This is a genomic window from Ammonifex thiophilus (genome assembly GCF_003368535.1).
Taxonomy (GTDB): Bacteria; Bacillota; Desulfotomaculia; order Desulfotomaculales; family Ammonificaceae; genus Ammonifex; species Ammonifex thiophilus.
In genome coordinates, this window is the sequence record NZ_QSLN01000021.1 from 1 (window position 1) to 24,796 (window position 24,796).

Consider the following 24,796-nt stretch of genomic DNA (forward strand, 5'->3'; position numbering starts at 1 on the left):
TATCTAGCACTGGCGCTCGAAGCGCTCCCCTCTATAGACCCTGGCTTGCCTGCATATTATTCCGGGAAAGGCGAGTCTCCCCAAAGCAGTCGAACTGCTGGACGTCAAGGCCTTTTCCCGGACTTAGGGCTAGGTTTTAGGCTTTGCCAACTCAGGCCGGTTTTCCTGCCAAGGCAACGGCTCTGAGTTGAGTTTAACAGATAAGGACGTCACGAGAGATCGCGCACCGGTCGGCCCTGTGCCTTCCGAAACAGCTCGAAGCCCTGCCCGGACCTGTCACCGTTGAGAAGCAGGAAAAGCCTGCTTCCTGGTGGTGCTGAGAAGCCCCGGGTTCAAAACCGGGGTTTCTCTTTTTTCAGGAGGTGGTTTTTGTGGAAGGAAGGCTGGCAGTCCTACGGGAAAAGTGTCGGGAACTCGGGCTCTCAATAGAACTCTCCGAAAAGGAATTCTGGTGGTACTGCTTCGCGGAGAGGGTTGTCGCGGGGCTGTGCAGCGCCGGGTGCTGGGAGTCCCTGAGTAGGCTCTGCAAGGTGCCGCCGAAGAAGCGAAAGGCGGGACTCAGGGAGGTAGTGAGGTACGTGCTTTCCAGGTTCCCCTCGCCCAGCTTCAGGAGAGAACTCGGGAGCCTGGCGGCGCGGGTCTTCCCTATGTGCTTCCAGGAGGACGCGGGGAGGGCGCTGGAGCTGGTGGAGAGGGAAAGCAGGGACCCGGACGCCGCGCGGTTTCTCCTGAGGGCCAGGGGAGTCGGGGTGGACCTGCCCCCGGGCTTCGACAGGGAGAAGGCCTGGGCGAGGTTCTACTGTACATTATGCTCTTGCAAGGCTTTCTGGGGAGTACTCAATGTAAACCTTAAAGGATTTTTTAAGCGGGCTGGACTCTCTTGCAAGCAGAATAGGGTGTGGTGTTTTTGGTATCTCCGGCCGTATTCCAACAGCAGAGCTACATATCGAGAAAGGTTAAGAAATGTTGAGCCTCGACAGGAAAAAAGAAACGGATGGCGAAAACAGATAGCTATAGACCAGAAGCCAGCGCGGGAGGAAGAAAGTGAAGGTTCTGATCCTGGCGGGAGGAAAGGGAACCAGGCTCTGGCCTTTAAGCCGCGAGCTCATGCCCAAGCAGTTCGTCCGCCTTTTCGACAACCGCTCCCTTTTCCAGCACGCCGTTCTGCGGGCACTCAAACTCTCAAGCCCTGAAGAGATCTTCGTCGTCACCAACTGCGAGTACCGCTTCCGGGTGCTGGACGACCTGGCCGAACTGGGGGTCAGCCTGCCGGAAGAAAACCTTCTCCTGGAGCCGGAGGGTAAGAACACCCTCCCGGCCATCTGCTGGGGGATGAGGGAGATACAGAAGAGGTGGAGGGAGGCTACCGTGGCGGTGCTCCCCTCCGACCACCTTCTCCGTTACGATGAAAGCTTGCTTAGGTCTTTCCGGGCGGCGGAGGAGCTGGCTTCGGACTATCTGGTGACTTTCGGCGTAAAGCCCAGCCGGCCCCACACCGGCTACGGCTACATAAAGCCGGGGGAGAGCCTCGGGCTGGGGTTTAAAGTGGAGGAGTTTAAAGAAAAGCCCGACGCGGCTAGAGCGGCGGAGTACGTAAATCAGGGATACTACTGGAACAGTGGGATGTATGTCTTCCATACCGAGCTCTTCTTTAAAGAAGTTGAGCTTCTGGCTCCGGAAGTATGGTAAGTTTTTGCCTCTTCCTCCGGTATCGAGGAGGCCTATGCCAAAGCGCCGGAAATCTCGGTTGAGTACGCAATCGTGGAGAAATCAGGCCGGGTAGCGGTAGTTCCGCTGGAGACCTACTGGAACGACCTGGGCAGTTTCGATGCTGTTTACGAGGCCCTGCCAAAGAGCGAGGAGAGGAACGCGGTGGTCGTTCAGGGTCTGGGAGCCGACTGCCTCCTTTACGGTGCCCGGGGGAACCTGGTGATCTGTGAACGGCTGACTGCCGTGGTAGGGGTGGAAGACCTGGTCGTTGTCGATACCGGCGATGCGCTTCTGATAGCCTCCCGCCGCGATGCCCAGGAGGTCAAGAAGGTCTATGCGGAACTCGCCCGCCGGAGGGACGAGCGGGCGGTGGTGCACCGCACCGCCTACCGTCCCTGGGGGAGCTATACGGTGCTCGAGGAAGGGGAGAGGTACAAGATAAAGAGGCTCACGGTGCTGCCGGGGAAAAAGCTCAGCCTGCAGCGCCACTACCACCGGAGCGAGCACTGGGTGGTGGTGCGGGGGACGGCCCGCATAACGGTGGACGGGGAGGAGAAGCTTTTGCGCCCGGGGGAAAGCGTCTTCATCCCGGCGGGCTTGAGCCACCGGCTGGAGAACCCGGGCAAGGTGGTCTTAGAGCTCATCGAAACCCAGATAGGGGAGTATCTGGGCGAGGACGACATCGAGCGCCTGGAAGACGACTTCGGGAGAGCCGCCGATTAACCCGAGGGGCATAAAAGCGGTAGGGGGTGACATGTTGTCGGTTTCGGAGAAGGGAAAAACACTCGCAAAGGCAGGGATTTTCACGGGAACATTCTTCCTTACTGTTTTCTGTTTTGCAGTGCTGCTCAGTCCAGCCTTCCCGGAGAAAGCTTCCGGGCAGACCGAAGAGAACACACAGATTTTCACCTTAGCACGTCTGGGGTACCCGCACGACATTCAACTGGGAGGAAGTGATCCTTCCTTTGTCTTCTATGTCCCGGTAACTCCTGGCATGGGTTTTGGCAAAAGTGCCATCAACCTGCACCTAACCTTCTCGCCGGTTTTAGACCCTAACTCTTCGATTAAAGTTTTTGTCGCCGACAGTCCGGTTTATACTGCCCTGCTGGGAGATCTACGTGATGCCGGGCAGGAGGTATTTGTGAAGGTGCCGCTTGCCGGAATCACGCCTCCACCGGTACCCGGTGTGCTTAAAATCGAGGTTCGCATGCACATTTTTATAACCGATAATATCTGCCAGGATCTCGCCACCGGCAACCTGTGGGTGGTGCTGCATAACGACACCAGTGTTACCCTCGCGGGTGTTGCGCAACAGCCTAGGAACATTGCAGACTTTTTAGGTGGCTCTTTTGACCGCGTGTACCTCGTGGCACCAAGGACGATCTCGGCGGAAACGGCCACCTGCTATCTAAAGACCTATGCTTTTTTGCGACGGTTCTTCCGCGACAAGGGTGTGGCGGTGGAGGTGCTACCTTTCGGGGAGACACCTACCGCTGGACCTGCGATTGTGATCGAGGACTCCGGTAACAGTCTACACCTGGACGAGAAAGGAGTGCTTCACCTGGGACCGGGGGCGGCAGATGCCTTCATCTCATCTTATAGGAGCCTCTTCTTAGGGAAGGAAATAGGGATAGGTGTGGCAAGGGCTTCTGAGGCGGAGGAGACACCGGTCAAAATCTCTTTTGAGGATCTCGGTTACAGCCCGGTCACTGTGCGGGGGATTGGTGACCTCAAAGCCACTTACACCTTTACCTTGTCCGATGTGGGTGGTCGGCCTGCTAACATGCGGCTGGTACTCTTTGGACGGTATACTCCCTTAGCCAGCGACAAGGATAGGCTATACTTGAAAATTTACCTCAACGGGTTCCTGCTTAAGGCACTCCCCTTAGGTAGGGAGGGAGAGATAAACGGCTTCAGCGTCCCCATTCCGGATTACGCACTCAGGCAGGAGAATACTTTAGAGTTGGTCTACTCCTATTACCCGGAGGTAGGCAATTGTGTAAAGGGGACCATGCCTTTCGAGGGGCTTTTTTGCAACCGCTCCTATCTTGAGGTGAGCGGCCACCGGAGAGATGAGTACCTCTCCTTCTCTAGTATACCGGGTAGTTTTATAGGCAGTGCGTACGTAGTGCTTCCGGAGCAGGACGTGACGCCCTATCTTCTGGCTGCCGGGAATATGCTCGCCGCCGTGAGACAGATGGACCGCGTTCCTATTCAGGTACAGGTCGCATTTGCTTCGACCGGCCGGGACATAGAGGGCGCTCTCAAAAAGGTCGAAAAGGGGTGGGTACTGTTTGCCCTCCCGCCGGATCTAATGAAGGAGTTCCATCCTCCGGTAGACGCTAGTGGGGGTAAGATTGTCATTTACAACCCGCTGACACAGGAGCGGGTTTTCGAGGCGGCGGCCGACGAGCCTTTTGGTATCGCGCAGGTTTTCTATGTGTTTGGTAAAGTCCCTGCCGTTGCCCTTAGTTTTCACGGGCAAGGTACTTCTGAAATGCAAGCTCTTGCTCGCCAGTTGGTCAATCCGGACAACCTGAGGCGGTTGCGCGGGAACGTGGCGTTTTGCCGCGACGATCAGCTGGTGGGATTCGACGTAGGAAAAAAGATGCGGGCTCGGGTTGAGGGAGAGGGGAAAGATCTGTGGTATTATTACCACCGGTACCGGGTTCCTATCTTTGTAGGCTTGCTGGTTGTTCTAAGCGTGCTGGCTTATCTTGTTTACATTCGTCTGGCCCGCTACCCCGCCAGGCATTAAGGGGTGTTTGGCTTGTCCGGTGAGCACCAACTCCTGGGCAGGTTGCTCCTCGAGCGTGGCCTTATTACACCCGAGCAGCTTGAGCACGCCCTTGCACTCCAAAGGAAGTCAGGGGGCCTGCTGGGACAAATTCTGGTAGCCCAGGGCTACGTTAACAACCTGCAGCTTTACGAGGCTCTGGCTGAGCAGCTTAATATTCCCTACATTGGCAGGAGACTTCAGGAGTTGGCTGCTGCGGCCGATTGGGATTTGGCACGGCGTTTCCAGCCAGAGGTGCTGCTCAAGCACTTCTTTTTCCCCTTGCGCAGGGAAGGGGAAAAGGTAATCGTCCTGACCAGTGACCCGCGCTGCCCGCATGTGGACCGTCTTGTAGGGGATAAAACGGGGGCGGCGAAGATCGAGAAATTGCTGGCTAGTGAGCGGGATATTTCCTGGCTGGTCGAGCAGTGTTTTAGGGAAGAGATACTGGGGGAGGCGGTGACCGGTCTTTTCTATCGGACTCCCGAGGAGTCAGCAATGAGGGTTTTTGTCCCCTGGCAGGTACTTGCCGGATATGTGATCGCCGTTGCGTACCTTTACTGGCTGACCAGGGAGCCCATCGGGGCACTGGCTTTCCTTGTCGGTGGCTTAAACGTTTTTTTCCTGGCCTCCATTGTGTTCAAGTTCGTACTGAGCCTGGTCGGCGCCAAGTTCGAGATGGAGGGTGCGGTAACAGAGGACGAGGTGCGTGCCCTTGACGAGAAGAGCCTGCCGGTCTATACAGTACTGGTTCCGGTTTTCAAGGAGCCGGAGGTGGTGAGGACCCTAGTAGAAGGGCTGAAGCGCCTTGACTACCCGCAGGACAGGCTGGATGTGATTTTTCTTTTCGAGGAGGAAGATAAAGAAACCTTACGGGCAGCTAAAGAGGCCCGCCCGCCAGCCAACTGGCGCTTCATTGTGGTGCCCAAGAGTTTCCCCCAGACCAAGCCCAAGGCGTGCAATTTCGGGTTGGCCTTGGCCCGTGGAGAATACCTGACAATCTACGATGCCGAGGATATTCCCGAGCCGGATCAGCTCAAAAAGGCGGTTGTGGCCTTCCGCAAGTACCCAGACAAGTACGTCTGCTTCCAAGCGGCGCTGAATTTCTACAACCGGGACGAGAACTTCCTTACTAAGATGTTCACTCTGGAATACTCGTACTGGTTCGATTACCTGTTACCCGGGCTTGACCGGTTGAACCTGCCTATACCCCTCGGAGGCACCTCCAATCACTTCCGCACGGAAAAACTCCGGGAACTTGGCGGCTGGGATCCCTTCAACATGACAGAGGACGCCGACCTGGGAATTCGCGCTTACGGGCGGGGGTACAGAGTGGGGGTGTTAAATTCCACTACCTACGAAGAGGCAAACAGCCGGGTCCGGAACTGGATCAGACAGCGCTCGCGCTGGCAGAAAGGCTACCTGCAGACCTTTCTCGTTCACAACCGGCACCCGTTTACCTTTATACGAAAGGTGGGCTTTAGGGGCTGGCTGACGCTACAGGTTTTTATCGGCGGGAGCGTTGCTACCAGTGCCGTGTCTCCTTTCTTTTGGCTGATGTTCATCTACTGGCTGGTGACCAGAAGCGTGGCAATTGAGCCGCTTTTCCCGGGGCCACTTCTCTATATCAGCTTGTTTAACCTGCTGGTGGGGAACTTTTTGGCCATCTATCTCAACATGCTGGCCGTTTTCAAGCGCGGGTACTACCACCTTACCCCTTACGCCTTGGCCAATCCGGCCTACTGGGTCCTCCATGCCATTGCAGCGTGGAAAGCAATAGGGCAACTTTTCACCAGGCCCTTCTACTGGGAGAAAACGGTCCACGGGCTTACCAGACAGGAGGGACTGCCGGTTGGCGAGAAAGGTTTTCCTGGCAGCACTGCTGTTTCTGCTGACATTTAGCCTTTATACCGGCGTCGGTTTACTGGCGAACCGAGCGGGATTTTTCTCGCTGGAAAACTTTTTTTATGCAGAGAAAGTCCTGCTGGCCCTTAAAGGCAGTCCGCCGCGGCTGGAAAACATCGGCCTTGTTTACCCTCCCTTCCCTTTTCTCCTGAACCTCCTGTTTGGAGGCCCTATTGCCGCCGCAGGTGTTTCGGGTGCAGCTGTGGTTACCCTTCTGGGGATGCGCTTGGCAGGCAAGCATGTAAATCTGGGGACAAAGGTGAGCATCTTTGCCTTTTTGCTTCTGTATCCTCCCGCTTTGTTTCTCTTCAGTCAGAAACCTGGTACCGCAGTATTCTATGCTCTATTTGTGGCGAGCAGCTACTTTTTACTACGTTATTTGGAGACCGGGTACACATATAACATCTTTGCCTTCGGGTTGGCTTACGGGCTCTGCTTCTTGGCAGCCTACGAAAGCATCGTTCTTCTTCCTTATTACTTGGTGCTGATGGTTTACTTCGTGCGCTTGAAGAACCCCAAGAGGTTCTTTTCCCTTCTTCTAGTGTCTTTCCTGCCGTTGCTTTTCTCCGTGGGGGCCTGGGTTTATCTGAACTGGATATTTACAGGGGACGGGTGGTACTTCCTGCACAGCCCCTACTCTTACTTTCAGGCCACGCAAGAAGTTGCTCTCGAGTCGTTGAGTGTGTCCAGGAGCATAGTTGCTTCACTTGTTTACACAATAGTGCAGTCGTTTCCACTAGTCGGGTTTTACTACCTTATGCTGCCGTTTTTAGAGAAAAAGGCGAGAGCAGTTTTCCTTAGTCCTTATTTTCTCATTTACATTGCACCCTTCTTGTTACTCACGGTCGAAGGGTACCTTGGGCTCCTGGTTCCCTCCACATACAAGTATTCCTTGCTGGGGCTTTCAGCTGCCCTTTTCATCGACAGAGTTCAGCGACAGAGAATATTAAAATTACTACCCTGCATTATACTGGCATCCCTGGCCTGGAGCTGGTTTGTAATTCAGAGCAGTCCTGCCGCTGAAGAAGAGGTTTTTGGAAAGTTCCTGTTAGGGAAAGAATTTGTTTCCCCTATTAAAGAGTATCGAGAGGCTGCCGCCGTGCTGAGAGGGGTGGACGGTAAAATACTCCTGGACGATGGCCAGCTGTATCCCTTGGTGGTCTTGGACGGCAAACCATCCCGTTTCATTCTTCCTTATAACTATGAGTTTGATGCTGCCGTTGCCAACCCCCGTCTCTTCGTACGATGCGTGGTCGTCTGGCGCAATCAGTACAAGGATCAGGTTGCTGCTGCATGGCCGCAGGTTTTGCAAGGCAGGCTACCGGGGTTCTATCTCAAGTGGAGCGGGAAAAGTATCCTGATATTTGAACGCTGGTAAGTCGGCAGTATAGCGTTCGCCTTTCCTTCCCTGGGACCGGAGGCAGAGTTTTGCTTCGCCTTCGGCCGAAATCGGCCTACCCACCGATTTCCAGCACCAAACTTTAAGGCGGGAGGAAAACCCTGCCTTTTCGCTTTTATTAAAGCCATCTTAAAGAGGAGGTGGTGGGGCATGCGGCTTTCTTTTCTGGCGCTGGCTCTCTTAGCTGCCCTCTCCTGCCTGTTCGTTTCTCCCGCTCTCGCGGCGGACGGTGTACCTGCCGGTTCCCGGGTCCAGTTCCCGGCAGCCGGGACTCGAGGGCAATCCCAGGAGCAGCTTCCGACTGCCGGGGACATAAAGCCGGTCTCGCCGGCTGAAGTTTCAGACCGCGTTGGGAACCTGGCGGAGAAGGGCTACCAGGCCGTGCTGGGCGTGGCGGACAAGGTGGCCGTCCTGGTCTTCGGGGTCGCCGGGGTGTGTGCTCTGGCCGCCTTCTTCACCGGCTGGAGCTTCTTTAAAAAGCTCCTGGCCGTGCTGGCGGTGGGCTCCCTGGGGCTTTTGATCTGCTACCTGGCGCCGCTCGCGGTCGGCGTGCTCAAGGCGATCGCCCTCCACTTTAAGTAGAAAGGCGGGATGGGAGATGGAGGTCTTCGGTGTCCCGCAGGACCCGGCGACCGGGCAGACGCTCCTGGGCCGCGTGACGGAGCTCATGCATTCCTTCTACGCCGCCTTTCTGAAATTTGCCTGGCCGCTGGCGGTCTTTTGCCTGGGGGCCGCCTGCCTTCTCGCCCTGGTGGGGACTTTCTCCCCGGGTTTGAGAAAGACTGCCTTTGCCTGGGCTCTCTACATACTCCTGGGGCTGCTTTTTCTGGAGGCCGTGCCCCTCATCGTGGGGCTGGTGAAGTACGCCGGAACTGCCTTAATGAAAGGGGGAATCTGAGTTGGGAAAGCTGCGCGAAGTCTCCTTAGCACTCTCGGCTTTGCTTGCCGCCTTCTTCCTGCGCGTCTTCCCCGCGCTGGCGGACGAGAAGATTACGCCCTTCGGCATCAAGGGGGACACCGCGCAGGCGGCGGAGCAGTTAGCCAGCAAGGTGAAGGACGTGGTGAACCTGGTGGCGGGGTTCGCCGGGGTGGTCCTCTTCGCGGTGCTGGTCTTCGCCGGCTACAAGTTCATGACCAGCGCCGACAACCCGAACGAGCACGCCAGGAGCAAGAGCATCCTGCTGGGGGCTTTAGGCGGGGCGCTTTTGATCTTCACCGCCTGGCTTTTGACCCAGGCCATAATCGGCAAGCTGTCCGCTTCTGCGGGGGGTTGATCCCGTGATCTACCCGACGCCGGTGCAGTTCGACCGGGAAGACAGAACCTTCGGGGGGAAGTGGACCCTGAGGCAGGTGGTCTACCTCTTCTGCGGGCTCGGGGCGGCGGGCGTTTTGAGCACCGTTTACTGGCTTTTGACCGGGCGGCTCGACCCCTTTACCATAGCCGGGCTATTTGTAGTGTTCGGTGCGCCCGCCGCCGCCTTCGCCCACCTTTCCGACCCGGAGGTGGAAAAGTTCCGGGGCATGCCGCTCGACCGCTACCTGGAGTCCGTCACGCGCTTTAACTTCCTTCCCAGGACCTGGCCCCCCAGGTCCTGATCTTTTTTGAGGGGGTGATGGCGTGCCGAAGAGGAAGAAGGCGGAAGAGGATAAAGGGCTTTTCGGGCTCATCTGCCCGGTGGAAGACCTGAGGGAGGTCACCTTCATGGCGGGGGACGGCAGGGAGGTGACCTACGGGGTGATCGTCCTGCCGGGGAGGAGGGCACGGGCGGTGGCCCGCGTGAAGGGCATAAGCTACCACCTGCTGTCTCCCGAAGAGCAGGGCATCAAGGCCGAGGTCCTGCGCTCCGCCGTCCTGAGCTTAAACTTCCCGGTGCAGTTCTACACCTACGCCGAGGTGGTAGATCTCAGGGAGGTGGCGGCGCGGCTCGCGCAGAGGGCGGAAAACCTCAGAGGAGGGCCTGCGGAATACGCCCTGGCGATGATGGACTACTACGTCTACATATCGCGGGGAAGCCCCCTGCGGGTCAGGCGCTCTTATGCCGTAGTGGGGGTGGACTCCCCGCCCAAGCAGCTTGAGCAGGCCCTGCACGAGAGAGTGCTGCTCTTCCTGAGCGTCCTGGGCTCCGCCGGGGTGAAGGCGGAGCTTTTAACGCCTGGGGAGGTCTTGAACCTTTTGCACGACGCCTTAAACCCCGGCAGGCTGTTCCGGCCCGCCGACGCCCTTGACCAACTCGACGCCGTGATCGACTGGAGGGATAGGCATGCTCTTCGGCAGGAAAAAGCAAAGGAGCCGGGAGGAGATCACAGGGGAACGCTCCGGGAGAGACCTGTCGCGGCTCTACGCGCCTGATGGGATAGAGCTCTTTCCCCGGCACATCAGGACCTCCGGGCGCTACCGGAGGGTTTATGCCGTGCCCGTCCTGCCCGCGGCCCTCACCCCGGGCTTTCTGGAGAGGGTCTTCTCTTTGGGCGACGTGGAGGTGTCGGTGCACCTTTTCCCCGTGCCGGCGCGGGAGGCTTCCCAGAAGCTTACCAGGAAGCTCACCGAGGTCCTGTCCCAGCTCCACCTGGAGGTGGAGAGACAGGGGAAGATAGGAAACCTGCCCGTGCTGGAGACGCTGAAGCGGCAGATCGAGGAGGTGCGGCAGCTGGTGCAACTGGGACAGGACCGGATGTACTACTGCTGCCTGCTCTTCTCGGTCATGGCCCCCTCGGAGGAGGAGCTGGAGCGGCGGGCTTCGATCTTCGAGAGCGAGACCGGCGGCATGGGGCTTAAAGTGCAGGCCCTGGAGTTCTGGCAGGACCGGGCCCTCCACCACCTCATGCCCCTGGGCGTGCTCCCGCCCTTCTCTTCCCGGTGGGGGTACCAGAACCTCCTTTCCGGTGGGGCCATGTGCCTCTCTCCCTTCATCTCCTCGGAGATCGGGCATGCCTCCGGCGCCTTCCTGGGCTTCATCGAGCACACTTACGTCCCGGTCTTCCTGGACCTCTTCAGTAAAGAGCTCTTGTCCCCGCACATGTTCATCTTCGGGCAGACCGGCTCGGGCAAGTCGGTCACCGCCAGCGTCCTGGTGGGGAGGAACCTGGCTCTGGGGAGGAGGGCGGCGGTACTCGACCCGGAGGGCGAGTACAGGATACTCACCGAAAAGATGGGCGGGCTTCACGTCAGGCTCGACCCGGCGTACGAGGCGGGGTTCAACGTCATGGACCTGGAGCCGGAGTACGACGAGCGCACCGGGGATTCCTACGTGGACGTGCCGGGCAAGGTGCGGGAAGTGGTGGCCCTCTTCTCTTCGGTCCTGGAATTCCGGGGCAGGAAGCTCACGGTCGAGGAGGAGACCACCATGGAGGAGGCCCTGCGGGAGCTCTACGGGGAGAGGGGCATAACCAGGGACCCCGAGAGCCTGTACGAGAGGGGCAAGGCGCTCCCCGACGGCAGCTTCGCCGTGGGCCGGGTGAGAAAGAGAATGCCCACCATATCGGAGCTGGTTGCCCGGGTGGAGGAGAAGGACCCGGAGCTGGCCTCGCTGCTCAGGCCCTTCACGAAGGGGGGCACACTGGGGTTCCTGGACTGCGAGACGGATGTCTCCACCTCGGAGGCCCCCATCATCTGCTTCGACCTGAGGGCCACGGAGAAGGACGCGACCCTGCGGTACTACGCCACGCAGGCGGTGTTTTTGTGGCTGTGGGAGCGCTTTGTCAAAGCTTGCCGGCAGGTGGAGAAGATCGTCCTGGTGGACGAGGCGTGGGTCTTCATGCGGCACAAGAACTCGGTGGAGTTTCTTCTCAACGCCGCCAAGCGCGGGCGCAAGTACAAGGCGGGGCTTTTGATCGCCACGCAGTCCTTCCGCGACTTCGCGTCTGACGACGGCAGGAACATCATAGCGCAGTGCTCCTCAAGCCTTTTAATGAGGTGCAAGGCGGAGGAGGCCAGGCTGCTGGTGGACACGTTGGGGCTGCCGGAGGGGGTATACCGCAAGCTCCCGTCCTTTCAGCTTAAAGGGCAGGGGGTCCTGAAGGTGGGGGAGGAGAGCATGGCCCCCGTGACGGTGTACGTCATCCCCTGGGAGTGGGAGCTCCTGGAGAAACAGCCCGACGACATGTTTTAGGGAGAGGCCTTAATACCAGCTTTGCGGCGGGAACCGAGCTGGCGCTACGTTTCCCTCCTGTGTGCCCGGGAGATAGACGTATCCGGCTTATAAAAGATGCTTATCCCGGCCGACACCGAAAAGTCCCGGGAAAAGGTCAGGCACCTCTACCTGGGAGAAGCGGTAGTTCTTCGTCCCGACCTGACCCCGCCGCAAAATAGCTGGCAGGAAAAGAGAGGAGATAACACGAAACAGTGAAAAGTTAGTCGATGTAATCGTGAAAAATGTCGGGAGGCTACCGCCGATGGCTTATTATACGGAGAAGGTCGAGGCTTCTGTCCGGAAGGTTCTGTTGATCACCATTGTTGCAGCAGCACTGGGAGGTGTTTTTCTCCTTCTTTACTTTGGCCGGTATACCTGGCAAAGCCAGGAAGCTTTTCGCCGCGAGGTTGCCAGGGAAATCGATTCCAGAGGCCTCAACGGTGTCTGCCTTCTGCGGAACACACTCGAGCTTTACCGGGGGCTACTGAATACCATTGCCAGCGAACTGGCGACCAGGGACCAGGTGAAGGCAGAGGAATCGGTTGCCCATTGGGCCAAGAGCTTCGCTCCGGTGCTGAGGCTTTACTACGTCCAGGCAGGGGACGGCAGGGTGCTGGGTTCTCCCTATCCTTGGGGACAGGATGGGCGACAGGAGCCCTGGTACACCGAAGCGGTGCATAAGAAGAGCTTGGTCGCTTTGCCCCTCGTGCGCGATCCCGCAAGTGGGGATTATTATATCTTCTTTGCCACCCCCGTATACCGGGAGTCACAGCTCCTAGGAGTGGTAGCCGTAGCGGTACCATCTTCTAATTTTCGCCAGTTTCTTGCTGGACAGCGGGTGTGTTGGGGAGAACGGCTGGGGGTGCTGGACGGTCACGGCTATGTCGTTGCCTGGACGGGGGATGAGCGGGAACTGACCGGATGGCAATTGTTAGAAGAGCCTTTTTCTGCTTCCAAGGTGCTGACTTTTCCCTACCATAACGGCAGCGTTTTAGAAATGCATCTTTTCGAGGTACCCGGCTGGAACTGGCGGGTCGTAGTGGCGGTCGATCCGGTAAAGATCAGGGCCAAAGAGAAGGAAACTGCCCTCACGTCGCTGGCCGTAGGGGCTAGCGCTTGGCTTTTATTAGCCCTCTTTTCTTTCTCGGTTTTTGCCCTTTACTTTTTCTGGCAGCGAAAGCAGCTATACTTCCTGGCCGCGCACGACTTCTTAACGGGGCTTCCCAACCGTTACTCCCTGGAAACCGCCCTCCAGGACTTTCTGGCAAAAACGACCGGCCACGCCAGGCGAGGCATGCTTTTGTTTCTCGACCTCGATCAGTTCAAGCTGATCAACGATACTTTAGGCCATGCTGCCGGGGACTGGGCTTTGCGGATGGTGGTGGAGAGGATGAAGGGGGTGCTCCGTAAGGGAGACTTTTTGGCCCGCCTGGGTGGGGACGAGTTCGCGATCCTCCTGGAGGGAGTGGATCTGGCCGAGGCCGAGGGTATAGCAGCGCGGCTGCGCGAGGCGGTTTGCTCCTCCCCGCTGATAGTAGAAGGGCGTGCTTTTCCTTTGGGATTGAGCGTAGGGATTACCCAGATAACCGAGGGGGATACCCCCTTGCAGGTGCTGGCCCGGGCCGATGAGGCCCTTTACCTGGCCAAGGCCGAAGGGGGGAACCGCACCGTCTACCTCCCGCCGGAGGAAAAGCGGGAAGAGCTCCGGGAAGGGGAGGACTGGCTGAGCCGCCTGCAGGACGCACTGGCGCACGGGCACTTCATTTTACTTTACCAGCCCATTGTGGATTTGCGCACGGGAGAGCTCCGCTACTGCGAAGCTCTTCTACGCTTGAGGACCAAGGACGGAAGACTGCTCCTTCCCCATCAGTTTATTCCATATGCGGAGCGTTATGGCCTTCTGCCCCGGCTCGACCGCTATGTGGTGGCCCGGGTAGTGGATTACCTGGTTGCCAATCCTCAGAGTCGGGTTTTTGTGAACCTCTCGTCTTTCACCATAGGGAACGAGGATTTCATCGCCTTTGTGAAGCGGCAGCTGGAGGAGAAAAGGGTGGCGCCCTCGCGGCTGGGCTTTGAAATCTCCGAGAAGTCGGCAGTACGGGACACTCACCAGGCCAAGAAGTGGCTTAAGGAGTTGAAGCAAGTCGGTTGCCTTCTGGCTTTAGATGACTTCGGCGCGGGCTATTCTTCCTTCAGCTGGCTGGTAGAGCTCCTGGACGAGGGTATAGTAGATATCATCAAAATCGCCGGTATCTTCGTTAAAGATCTAGGTAAACAGCCGGCCATGCGGGCTTTGGTGGAAGCCGTTGTTACTCTGGCCCGCGTTGCCCGCAAGGAAACGGTAGCGGAGTGGGTGGAAAGGGAAGAGGTCCTGGCTATTCTGAAGGATCTGGGCGTAGACTGCGCTCAGGGCTATTTCTTTAGCCCTCCTCTCTTTCGATGCTCTCCCGAGTCGGTTTTGAACCGCGTTTCGTGGCTGATGTAGAGTTGGGCTGTCAATGAAGAACCTGTTCTCAAGGTTTTCCCGTTTTCTCTGTTGCTTCAGGTCGTCCTCTTCATCTGCCTAGTCATTACTGGAAGCAGGCGGCTTTTTTATAGCAGCGGTGCTTCCTGCCTTGGGTTATCCCCTGCGCGATACCACTACCGTTTTCGACCTGTGTCCGCAGGCATCCTTGAAAACATCATCAGGATAGGGGGTGAGAGAATGCTCTGCGACTTCGGCTTCACGCAGAGAGTCCTAGAAGACCTGAAGAACAACCCCGTCTGCCCGAAGACTTTGGAGGCGCAGGCGGTGGCGGTCCTGTGCGCCCAGCAGAGGGAAGATGCCGGGGAGGAGACCGTGCTGGCTTCCCTGGCGGCAATCGGTGCGCTCGAACTCTTCCTCTTCGGCGGGGACTGGTGGTAGGTATGAAAGCCGGGCGCGTTCTCTGCGCACTGCTCCTTCTGGCGTTCCTCTTCTCTTGCTTCTCTTGCCTGGCGCCCGCTTTTGCCAGCCAGCAGGATTCTCAGCAGGACTCCCAGCAAAACTCCGCTTCCCAGGACGACTTTCACCAGAGGGTGCAGCAGACGGTGGACGAGACGCTGGGCTCGCCGGAGGGGCCGCCGCAGAAGCCCAAGACCTGGGGGAGGATCATCTTTTCCCCCTTCGAACAGGTGCTCGCCCTCCCCATAGAAGGGATCGTGTGGATGGTGTTCGAGGGGGGGCTGGGCTTCCAACCGATCCAGGAACTCGTGTACGCCCACCACAACAACGGCCAGCGGCTGAAGGAAGGCGTCCCCGTCATCTCCGAGCGCGAGTGGGAAACCTGCATGGACTGGTACCTGCTGCTGGCGGGCTTCATGGGGGTCCTTATGGCCCTGGCGTTCGTGGCTTCCGGGTACCGGGTCATGCTGGGGTCCATAGGCAACCCGTCGGCCCAGGCCGACGCCAAGCAGGAACTCCTGTACATACTGCTGGCGACTTTCGTAACCCTCTCCGCTCCCCTCATCCTCCGCGTGCTGCTCGACCTCAACAACGCCCTGGTGGACTTCTTCTGGAAGGCCGGAAAAGACTACCTGGGCAAGTTCCCCGACCCCCAGTCCATCGGGAACGACTACCCGGGCATACTGGGGGCCGCGCTGGCGCAGCTCGCCTTCGCCGGCATGATGGTATACTTCAACTTCCTCTACGCCATACGCAAGTTCGTGCTCGTCACCATACTGGTGTTGACACCCTTCTTCGCCTACTTCTGGGCCGCCAACCGCAACCCGCAGGTCATCGGGGTGTGGTTCGGGGAGCTCAGCTCCAACGCGTTCATGCAGGCGGCGCACGCGGCGGCGATGACCGTGTTCCTGGCCCTGATCCAGAGCTCCGACAAGGGGGCCTCGTGGCTCACCCTGGCCCTGGTCTTCGCCCTGGTCCCCGTGGGTGAGGTCATCAGGAACCTCTTCCAGGGGTTCCTGAAGTTTTTGGGGGTGCCGGAGGAGTCGGTGGCGAGGAAGGCCATGCTGGCGGCTACCGGGCTGGGGGCCATAGTGGGGCTCATAGGGCTCGGGGCCTACACGTTTACCAGGGGCCACCTCGGCGGGAAAGGGCTCGCCTCCGGCTTCGTACCCTACGGCGGGCCGGGCAGTCTTGCGGGTGGTTCCCTCGCCGGGGGAGCGGCGGGTAGCCTCCTTGCCGGAGGAGTAGCAGGCGGCCTTAACGCCTACACGGGCGCCTTAAGCGGCATGGTCTCGGGCATGGGGCCTGTAGCGCAGCAGGCCGCTTCTTCTGCGATCACGACTCACCCCTCTGCGGGAGGCACTTCCGGGGTCGTCCTCCCTCCGGGGCTGCCGCCCGGCTGGGCGGAGAGGCCGAGCGGCATAGCGGTCCCGGGGACGGCCGCATCCGGCGGGATGGCGGCTCCGGGTGCCGTGCCCGGCGGTGAAGCTCTTGAGGGCGGTCCTCCGGCGGTCCACCAGGCCGTCGAGAGGGCCGTCCACGCGGGGCAGGCGGTGGCGCACGGGGCGCACCACGTGGCCTCCGCCGTGGGCAACGTGGGCGGGACGGGGCCGCTGGTCGGAGCCGCCTTCGGAACAGCCGCCGGGGCCGTGGCCCGCACGGCCCACTTCACCTACGGCGCGGTGAAGGGGATACAGGAGATCAGGAGGTCTCTCGGGGAGAACGCTTCTCTGGGGGAGGCGCTGAGGAGGTACACCGGCGCGGAGAGCACCTTCAAGGCGGCCGTGCACCTCACGGCGGGCGCTTTGGCGTCCGCCGCCGGCCGTCCCGGCGCCTGGGCCTACCAGAGGTTTTCCTCCCGGTCGCTCTCCGGCAGGTAGAAGAAGGGCTCCGTCTTCCCGGACGGGGCCTTCTCTTTTTTTCGGGAAGGGGGGTGAAGGAGTGGACTACCGGGACAGCTTTTCCGAGCAGACGGCGAAGGAAGTCTCCCACCACCTCCGCACCCTGGCGGAGAGGGAGGCGATGCTCCGGTACCTGAAGGAGCGGAGGCGCGCCGGGAACCTGCCGGGGAGGGGAGGCAAGAAGCTTTTCCGCTCCCTTTTGCTGAAGAAGGTCTTCACCCTGCTGGCCCCCTTCCTGCCGTTCGCGGTGGTCTTCCTGCTCATTCTTTTGCTCCTGGTCCTCCTGGTGGCGGCGATCTACGCCACCATGTGCCCCTTCACCTTCCTCACCGGTGTGGAGGCTTCTCCCCTGGACCCCAAGATCAAGGCAAAGTACGAGGAGCTGGTCTCCACCGAGTGGAAGGGGAAGCCCGCCTGGAACGTCGCCGACACTTATCTCGTGCCGGACGAGCCCGCGCCCGGCACCGCTTACTACCCCAGGACGGACTTCGAGAACCCGCACAAGCTCCTGGACAGGGACCGGAAGGACGAGGAGCTGAAGCTCAGGTGGGGCACGGTCCACGCCGTCTGCCTCTACTGGCAGTACGTCAAGGGGGAGAAGGAAATCCCCGACTGGCTCAGGGAGAAGGTCGCCAGGGACCTGCACCCCTACTTTTACTACATAAAGCGCACGGAGACCTACTCCGTCTCCTGCCCCAAGGGTTCCCACTCCGAGACCTACCCGGTGTACCTGCTGGTGGAGGCCCGCACCATATACGGCTACTTCCAGTACCACTACAAGGAAGTGACGGAGACCTACCAGTCGGGCGAGTGCACCGTCACCCACCGCTACTGGCGGCTCGAAGAGACCAGGAGCCTCTGGCCCGACCGGTTCTGGTGGATAAAGGAGTACCTGAAGGACCTGTACGGCTTCCGGGGCTGCAAGAAGGAGGAAGAGAGCGCGGAGGCGGTGAGGAAGTGGGTGATGGAGGCCGGAGAAGGCTTCACCAGGCAGATGGAGTGGCTGGAGTGGCTCCTGGGGCACTATGCCCTCGGGGACGTGGTGTCCGCCGTGACCGTGCCGCCGGAGTACCGGCCCTACCTGGAAGAAGCCGAGAGGGTCTTCGGCGTCCCCTGGTGGTTCCTGGCGGCGCTCTTCCAAACGGAGAGCTCCTGGAACCCGCTGGCAATCAACCCCGACACCGGCTGCTTCGGCATCACCCAGCAGCACCCGGCCTACTGGAAGGGGCGCTGGGAGGAGCTGAAGAGGATGGGGCTTATTAACTTCAACACCCCGGAGGAGCTGCAGTGGGACCCCAGGGCGCAGATCCTGGCGGGAGCTCTGGACCTCAGGAACAAGCTCCGCCAGGCGGGCGCCGACCCGCGGGACGTGGACTGGAAGGGCGACGGCTGGAAGGACGACCCCAGGGTGTGGAAGGCAATCGCGGCCTACAAGGGGTGGGCCAACTGGGACCGGGTGGGCGTGAACTCCGTCCCGCCGGGGCCGAGGGCGAAGGAAGAGCTCAAGCAGCTGCGCGACGTCATTTCGGGCGCGGAAGGTTTTAAGAGCAGCCCCGGCAGGTGGCCGGTGCCCGGGTACCACAGGGTGATTTCCAGGTACGGGGTGCGCAGGCACCCCATCCTGGGGGACTACAGGCCGCACTACGGCATAGACATAGCCTGCCCGGAGGGGACGCCGGTGGTGGCGGTCTCCAACGGCGTGGTGACCTACGTGGGCTGGGTCCCCGGCTACGGCTACTGCGTGCAATACAGGGACGCCACCTACGAGTACCTGTACGCGCACCTGAAGGCCGGGAGCAGTAGGGTGAAGGTCGGGGACCACGTGAACGCCGGGGAGGTCCTGGCCCTCTCCGGGAACACGGGCCTGTCCGAGGGGCCGCACCTGCACTTCGGCGTCTACCGGGGCGAGGTGGGAGACTACAAGACCAACGCCGTCGACCCGCTGAAAGTTCTGGGCGGCGCGCAGTAGGAAGAAAGGGGGTCACGCGCGTGACCCCCTTTCTCTTTCTTGTGACACAAACAGTTGCCCCGTATTGCCTGCGGGGATGTTCTGTGCCTTCCCGCATCCTGTTGTGCGGGAGAGAAGAGCAATGGGATGCCGCATGCCCCAGCTTTCTCCCTCCCATTGGGGAGGGGAGAAAATGAAAGCCAACGAACTGCTACTCGAACTTTTAAAACTTTTCGTTTCCCTGTTAAAGACAAGGACAATCCCTGCAAACATCCGCAAAGCGTTCTTTATCGTAGTGCTTTGCGGACTCCTTTTTGGTGCTGCCTTCGCGGGGATGGTAGTTTGGATTCTGCCGCCTCTCTGTGCCGCAGTAGCCCAGGGCAATCTTCTGGCCGCCTGGGTCTACTGCATAGGCTTCCTGGTGGCCGTGTTTGCCGTGGCCTTTTCGGGAGCCGCGCTGATCTTCGCTACGCACCACTTCTGCACGGAGGTCCTGCAGAGCGTCTCCGGAGAGGACAAAAAGAAGAAAGACCCCCGCTGAGATCCCCGTAATCGCTCTGCGGGACAGGAGAGGGTGGCAGGGGAAGTGCAGGAAGAAGGGGCAGGGTAAAAGGGGTGAAAGAATGTCGTTCACGGTGAGGGTGTGTATAATGACTGCGGCAGCAGTGGTCTACGCGCTCGCTCTCTTCACGTGGGGCCACTGCTCTGAAAAGATGCGGGTCGTGCTCACATGGCTGGTGACGGTGATCAGTCTCCCGCTTTGCATCGCGCTGTACTATGAGGTAAAGGAGCAGATCGCGCAGTTCAAGGAAGACCTCCGGACGATCCGGGAACTTCTTGGCAACCGGAAGAGTAAAAACTGACGAGGGGGAGAGAAAGCCGGGGCGGAATGCGGCGCTGCCACCCTTTCCCCATCTCCCGGGGCAGTTCTCCCGTCCCGGGGGACGGGGAAGGGGTGGCGGTGCCGCCTCCTCCCCGGTGCGCCGGTTTCTTAAGCCCGGCTTTTTCTGCCGGGTTTTTCTTAAGGGGGGTGGTGAGTTTGATTGCAGGAGTCCTGGCGATCCTCTGCTTTGCGGGCGTGGCCGCCACGGTGCTCTGCGCGCTCGGCTTCCTCGCGTACGAGGCGTACCATGTCTTTCTCCTCCTTCTCCCCCCGGACGCGGCGCTCCTGGTCGTGGCACTGGTCCTGCTGCTCCCCGGCGTGCTCATGTCCCTGGCCTACCGGAGCGTGCTCAAGGAGGAGGAAGAGAAGGCAAACCGGTCTGAAGCCCCGGTTAACGGCGGGAAGGTTATGCCCAGGCCGTACTGGCTGAAGGTTCCCACCGTCGGAGCGGGACTCATCGGGGGCTTTGCCGTCCTGGCCCTGCCGTTCTGCTCCCGGGAGGTGGCGGACTGGCTTTGCCTGGTGCTGGTTGCCGTGATGGCGCCGGCCGTCGCCGCCGTGTGGTACGATACCTGGAACGCGATCCGGTATGGGGCCTCCTACGGCCCCGACTGCAGCCCGGAGGACGACGTGGATGAGGAATTCTAGTCCCCAGAGCTGCCGCGCCGTTCGTTTCTGGCCCCGACGAGACCCGCCGGGGCCTTTCTCATGAAACAGGCTTTCCGGAAAGAAGGGGGTGCGGTTTCGTTGCGCGTGCTCTTAGCCACCGGCCTGGAAGAGCTCGACAGGGGCATAGCGGCCCAGCTCGCGAAGCGTGATGAATTTGAGCTCGCCGGGGAGTGCTACTACCGCGAAGGCCTGATGCTCCTGCTCCGGGAAAGGGGAGCCGACGCGGTAGTTTTATCCCCCCACCTGCCGGGGCAGGTCAAGGTCTCAGAACTGGTCAGGGAACTCAGGCTCGCCGGGGTGAGGGTGGTGCTGCTCCCCGGCGGCAGGGAAGATAAAGAGGCGGTGGAGCTCGCTCAATACGCCGTGGCCCTGGGCGTCTACGACATAGTGTGGGACCCGGTGAAGCCCCAGAAGGTCGTCTGGCGGCTGGAGAACCCGGCCGGCCTGAAGGACGCGGGCGTGGAGCCTGACGTCGCGGTGGTGGAGTACGATCCGCCGCCTGCCCCCGTCCGGGAAGACAGAAGAGAAAAAGCTTCCTTCTGGCGCAGGCTGCTCCCCCTGGGGCGGGGGAAGCGGGAAGAACGGGACTCCCCGGCAGGGGAGCTTCCGGAAGGCGACTATATTGCGGGAGAAGCCCGGGTTTTTCCCGACAGTTCCTTGCAGGGGGAGGACTTCTCCTGGTACGAGGGGGCTGCGTGGGGAGCTCCCGGCGTGCGGGGCGCGGGGCAGGAAGGTCCGGGTGTCCTTCAAGGGCCTGCTCCGGCCGGTCAGGTACAGGGCACAGAGCGGAGGGATGCCGGCACCTTCTGGGGTCGGGAGCCTGCCCAGGCCGCCGCCCAAGTCCGAGAAGGAGCTCCCCTGCCGGGGGAAGCAGAGGAGCATGCCCGTACCCCACGAGGTGCGGGGCAGGAAGAAGAGCAGGTTCCCGTCCTGCCGGAAGCCGGGGAGGGCTTCTGGTACGAAGCCTGGCCGGGGGGTGGAGACACCCCGGCTCCCGGAGGGATCGGGCGGGAACCGGCGCCTGCGGTGGAACTGAAGGGACAGGAGTCTGTTGTAGAGGGACCGGTGTCCGGAGAGACGGAACCCGCCGTGCGGGAGCTGGTGCCTGAGGCTGAAGAGCCTGCCGCACCCGGAGGGCAAGAAGAGAAAGCCCCTGAGAGAATCCCTGCTGTCCAAAACACCACCGGCCGGGAAGTTCCTGCCGGGAAAGTTGAAGACGCGCCCGCTTTTGCAAGAGGGCACGAAAGCGTTGCCCGCCTTCCGCAAGAAGCACCTGCCGCGGCAGCCCCCGCGGCGCAGGCAGCCGGGAGGGAAGCCGGGCCGGGCGGGGTTCTCCGTCCCGCCGGGCACGGCCCGGTGAGGGTGCGGGAGACCGCCTTCCGTAGCAGGGCGGGCCGGGTGGTGGCGGTGGTCGCCTTCGGCAAGAAGGCGCACGAACTTGTCCTGCGGCTGGCGAAGAAGCTCGCTCCGGTGGCCCTGGTGGACTGCGACCTGAAGGAGGGCGGGCTGAGCGCTTCTTTAGGCGTCTACTCCCGCGACTGGCGCAAGGGGGACGAACCCCTGCGGAGGGACGGCGTAACCCTCTACCCGGTGATCCCGGGGAGGGCCGCCAGGCTGCCCGAGGGGGCGCTCCGCAGGGTGCTTCGCGAGGCGAGAATTTCCGCTCCCCACCTGGTGGTCCACCTGGGCCGGGGGACCGACACCTGGTACGCGAGGGAAGTCCTGAAGCAGGCCGACCTCCTGCTGTGGGTGCTGGACAACGACCCTTCCGCTTTGGACGGGGTGGCGGAGGCGTGGGCCCTGAGGCCCCGGGTCCCGTGCCGGGAAGTTTTGATCCTCCACGGCGGCGGGCCGCTCAGGCCCGAGACCCTGGAAGAAGCGCTGGTCCTCCCGTGCTTCACGGACCTCGGTCCTGTGCTGGAGGTCTTGAGGGGAGACCTTTCTTCCGGGGTGAGGGTGCTGGCGGTGGGCTTCGGCAGGGCGCCCGCCGTAGCGGGCGCGGTGGTGGACGCCTTCGACGACGCGGAGCAGGCGCTGGCCTGGGCCAGGGCGAACCCGCCGGACCTGGCGGTCGTCCGGGAGGACGCGAGGGACCGGGTGCACCTCGAACGCGGGTTGAAGGAGATGGGGGTACCGGTCCTGGCCGCGAGGCCAAAAGAGCTCCCGGAGGCGCTGAAGACTGCGGTGCAAGAACTCGAAGGGGAGGGGGTGAGGGCTTGAGGGAGAGGCTGGAGTTCGAGTCCGGCGACTGGCTCAAGGTCATAGAGAGGCAGAAGGAAGAGCTCGTGGAGGAGATAGCGAGGGAGCTGCATAAGGAGCGCCCCGAGCTCTTCTCCGGGGAGCTTAAACTGGAAGAGGTGGAGGCGGCGGTGAGGCAGGCGGTGCTGGCCCGGCACGACGTGCTCCCGGAGGAGAGGGAGGAGGTGGTGAGGAAGATAGTGGGGCACGCCACCGGCTACGGGGTGCTCCAGGAGTTCTTCGTGGGGCCGGGCGCGGAGGAAATAACCGAGGTCCTGGTCAACCCCTCGAAGGACGGCAGGCCGAAGGTCTACTACGGCAGGCACGGCAGGAGCCACTACGCCGGGGACCACTACTTCAAGTCGAACGAGGAGGCCCTGCGGTACTGCCAGCGGATTTGCGAGGACGCCGGGCGTCCCTTCACGGAGAACGCGCCGATAGTCGACGCCTGGCTGAAGGACGGCAGCCGTTTGGCGGCCATAGGCTTTAAGGTCTCTCCTCTGGGCGTGGCCTTTACCATCCGGAAGTCCCCCGTGACCAGGCCCCCGATGCCCATGGAGAGGCTGGTGGAGTCGGGGATGCTGCCGGAGTTCGTGGCCGGCATGTTGATTGACCTCCTGGTCCACGGGCACGCCAACGTGGGGGTGTTCGGGCGCACCGACTCCGGCAAGACCACCTTCCTCAGGGCTTTAGCCATGCACATAGACCCCCGGGAGAGGGTCTTCATAGCGGAGACCTCCTTCGAGCTCTTCCTGCCGCACCTGGGCAACTGCGTCAACCTGGTGGAGGTGGTCTATGGGGACAGAACGATAGTAGATATGACGCAGCTCTGCCGGGTGATGAACCGCTCCAACCCCGACCGGGCCATAGTGGGCGAGATACGCTCGAAGGAGATAATCGCCGCTTCCCAGATGGCTACTTCCACCTCCGGCGGGTTCTGGACCACGGGGCACGCGGGCGACGTCTACCAGCTCAGGTCCAGGCTCTGGGGCATGTTCATGGACGGCGGCGTGAACCTCCCCAGGGAGTTCTTAGACGAAGTGATAGCTTCCATGTTCCACTTCGTCATTTTTCTCGATAAGGAGACGGTCACGGAGGAGAGGAGGCGGACGCTCATGGAGGTGGTCGAGGTCGTGCCCGGGGAGGGCTACCGGACGATAGTCCGTTTTGACACGGAGGAGTTCGCCAAAAGCGGCGGGAAGGTGAGGCGCTGGGTGTTCGAGAACCCCGTCTCCCCCAGGAGGCTCGCCCACCTGGCCTTTAGAGGAGCCAGGGTGAAGCCGGAGTACGAGACGGTGAGGGAGAAGTACGTTTACCCGGAAGGGAGTGGGGCGGCTTGATCTGGGCGCTCCTGCTTTTCCTGAGCCTCTTCTCTCTCTTCTACACCCTGCTCTCGGACAGGTCCCCGGCGGGCAGTCTGTTTTTTTACCTGCTGGGGCACGCGGCGCAGGCGGCTTCCGCCGCAGCCTTTCTCCTCCTGGGCACTTCGCTCTTCAACACCCCGCTGGCGGGCGTCTTCTGGGGCATCTTAGGCTGGCACCTGCCCGCCTGGATAAGAAACTACATTGAGGGCAGGAGGCTCGCGAGGCTCAGGTCTGCGGTCACGGACTTCGTGGCGGCCGCGGCGGGGCTCTACTCCGCCAACCAGACCACGCCGGAGGTGGTGAGGGCGGCGGCGGGCAGGTTCCCCGACCCCCTGGGCTCGGACTTCAGGGAGATGCTGGAAGAGAGGCAGCGGAACGTGTACGCCTCCTTCCCGGAGATGTTCGAGGAGCTGGCGGAGAGGAGGAAGCTCCCGGAGCTCAGGGCGGTGGCGGCGATAGTGAGGGCTTCGGAGCTGGCGGGCGGCCCCCCGGCGGCGGCCAGGGGGCTCAAGCGCCTGGGCCGGGCGTTAAGACAAAGGGACAGGCTCCTGGCCGAGCGGGCCAAGGCGACCCTGGAGCCCAGGATAGCGGCCTGCGTCACGGTGGGCATCCTGCTCTTCGGGCTCCTGCTCGACGCCACGCTGTTCAGGAGCCTCTTTTCCGGCGCGGGGGGGTTCGTCCTGGCGGCGGCCTCGGGGCTGGTGGTGGGGCTCGTCTTCATGGTGCGGAAGATCTCGGCGCAGGAGGACCTGCTTTAACTGTGACGTCCTCCCCTCAATGAATTGAGGGGCATCCCTTCAAAGGGACACACGCAAGGTCTTCTCCTTGCGCTCCGGTTCGTGGACCCCGTGCCACCCCAGGCGGAGCGACAGGACCACGGGCCGCGCCACACGGCCACTACTCCCCTTCACGGGAGATACCTCGTACGCCCTCTCGAAGATGTTTAAGGC

Annotated in this window: 21 protein-coding genes; all 21 read left to right on the forward strand. The window is 61.1% G+C overall.

Annotation, left to right across the window (positions count from 1 at the left end; translation table 11 throughout):
• Positions 1-1,044: 1,044 nt before the first annotated feature.
• Positions 1,045-1,689 carry a mannose-1-phosphate guanylyltransferase gene (locus DXX99_RS12250; RefSeq protein ID WP_205664693.1) on the forward strand — a complete coding sequence of 215 codons (645 nt, stop codon included), beginning with the start codon at positions 1,045-1,047 and terminating at the stop codon, positions 1,687-1,689.
• 72 nt (positions 1,690-1,761) lie between these two features.
• The gene (locus tag DXX99_RS12255) at positions 1,762-2,433 is read left to right on the forward strand and encodes a cupin domain-containing protein (protein WP_205664694.1); all 672 of its coding nucleotides are present in this window, start codon (positions 1,762-1,764) and stop codon (positions 2,431-2,433) included.
• Positions 2,434-2,464: 31 nt separating this feature from the next.
• Positions 2,465-4,468, forward strand: a complete 2,004-nt coding sequence (locus DXX99_RS09540) for a cellulose biosynthesis cyclic di-GMP-binding regulatory protein BcsB (protein WP_115793259.1) — start codon at positions 2,465-2,467, stop codon at positions 4,466-4,468.
• A gap of 12 nt (positions 4,469-4,480) precedes the next feature.
• Entirely contained in the window at positions 4,481-6,388 is a 1,908-nt protein-coding gene (locus DXX99_RS09545; RefSeq protein ID WP_115793260.1) for a glycosyltransferase, read from the forward strand.
• Positions 6,339-7,769 carry a hypothetical protein gene (locus tag DXX99_RS09555; RefSeq protein ID WP_134643000.1) on the forward strand — a complete coding sequence of 477 codons (1,431 nt, stop codon included), beginning with the start codon at positions 6,339-6,341 and terminating at the stop codon, positions 7,767-7,769. Before DXX99_RS09545 ends, DXX99_RS09555 begins: the two co-directional genes overlap by 50 nt.
• Before the next feature lie 171 nt (positions 7,770-7,940).
• Complete coding sequence (locus DXX99_RS09560) at positions 7,941-8,372, forward strand: hypothetical protein (RefSeq protein ID WP_115793263.1); 432 nt, start codon at positions 7,941-7,943, stop codon at positions 8,370-8,372.
• A gap of 16 nt (positions 8,373-8,388) precedes the next feature.
• Positions 8,389-8,688 carry a hypothetical protein gene (locus DXX99_RS09565; protein WP_115793264.1) on the forward strand — a complete coding sequence of 100 codons (300 nt, stop codon included), beginning with the start codon at positions 8,389-8,391 and terminating at the stop codon, positions 8,686-8,688.
• 1 nt (position 8,689) lies between these two features.
• Entirely contained in the window at positions 8,690-9,064 is a 375-nt protein-coding gene (locus DXX99_RS09570; RefSeq protein WP_115793265.1) for a hypothetical protein, read from the forward strand.
• Between the two features lie 4 nt (positions 9,065-9,068).
• Positions 9,069-9,386, forward strand: coding sequence for a PrgI family protein (locus DXX99_RS09575; RefSeq protein ID WP_165847808.1), 318 nt, complete (start codon positions 9,069-9,071; stop codon positions 9,384-9,386).
• Positions 9,387-9,408: 22 nt separating this feature from the next.
• Positions 9,409-10,140, forward strand: coding sequence for a hypothetical protein (locus DXX99_RS09580; RefSeq protein WP_115793267.1), 732 nt, complete (start codon positions 9,409-9,411; stop codon positions 10,138-10,140).
• Positions 10,052-11,899: a VirB4 family type IV secretion system protein gene (locus tag DXX99_RS09585; protein ID WP_115793268.1), complete on the forward strand. Its 1,848-nt coding sequence runs from the start codon at positions 10,052-10,054 to the stop codon at positions 11,897-11,899. Before DXX99_RS09580 ends, DXX99_RS09585 begins: the two co-directional genes overlap by 89 nt.
• Before the next feature lie 283 nt (positions 11,900-12,182).
• Positions 12,183-14,405: a bifunctional diguanylate cyclase/phosphodiesterase gene (locus DXX99_RS09595; protein WP_115793270.1), complete on the forward strand. Its 2,223-nt coding sequence runs from the start codon at positions 12,183-12,185 to the stop codon at positions 14,403-14,405.
• 219 nt (positions 14,406-14,624) lie between these two features.
• A complete protein-coding gene (locus tag DXX99_RS09600) occupies positions 14,625-14,825 on the forward strand; it encodes a hypothetical protein (protein WP_115793271.1) in 201 nt (66 codons plus the stop codon).
• 2 nt (positions 14,826-14,827) lie between these two features.
• A complete protein-coding gene (locus DXX99_RS09605) occupies positions 14,828-16,723 on the forward strand; it encodes a TrbL/VirB6 family protein (protein ID WP_115793272.1) in 1,896 nt (631 codons plus the stop codon).
• Between the two features lie 61 nt (positions 16,724-16,784).
• Positions 16,785-18,713: a M23 family metallopeptidase gene (locus DXX99_RS09610; protein WP_115793273.1), complete on the forward strand. Its 1,929-nt coding sequence runs from the start codon at positions 16,785-16,787 to the stop codon at positions 18,711-18,713.
• A gap of 313 nt (positions 18,714-19,026) precedes the next feature.
• Positions 19,027-19,233 carry a hypothetical protein gene (locus DXX99_RS11370; protein ID WP_134643001.1) on the forward strand — a complete coding sequence of 69 codons (207 nt, stop codon included), beginning with the start codon at positions 19,027-19,029 and terminating at the stop codon, positions 19,231-19,233.
• Between the two features lie 82 nt (positions 19,234-19,315).
• Complete coding sequence (locus DXX99_RS09620; RefSeq protein ID WP_115793275.1) at positions 19,316-19,555, forward strand: hypothetical protein; 240 nt, start codon at positions 19,316-19,318, stop codon at positions 19,553-19,555.
• A gap of 26 nt (positions 19,556-19,581) precedes the next feature.
• The gene (locus DXX99_RS09625; protein WP_115793276.1) at positions 19,582-20,223 is read left to right on the forward strand and encodes a hypothetical protein; all 642 of its coding nucleotides are present in this window, start codon (positions 19,582-19,584) and stop codon (positions 20,221-20,223) included.
• Positions 20,224-20,322: 99 nt separating this feature from the next.
• Positions 20,323-22,464, forward strand: a complete 2,142-nt coding sequence (locus tag DXX99_RS09630) for a hypothetical protein (protein WP_115793277.1) — start codon at positions 20,323-20,325, stop codon at positions 22,462-22,464.
• Positions 22,461-23,822, forward strand: coding sequence for an ATPase, T2SS/T4P/T4SS family (locus DXX99_RS09635; RefSeq protein ID WP_115793278.1), 1,362 nt, complete (start codon positions 22,461-22,463; stop codon positions 23,820-23,822). Before DXX99_RS09630 ends, DXX99_RS09635 begins: the two co-directional genes overlap by 4 nt.
• Positions 23,819-24,604, forward strand: coding sequence for a type II secretion system F family protein (locus DXX99_RS09640; protein WP_115793279.1), 786 nt, complete (start codon positions 23,819-23,821; stop codon positions 24,602-24,604). Before DXX99_RS09635 ends, DXX99_RS09640 begins: the two co-directional genes overlap by 4 nt.
• The last annotated feature ends 192 nt before the right edge of the window (positions 24,605-24,796 follow it).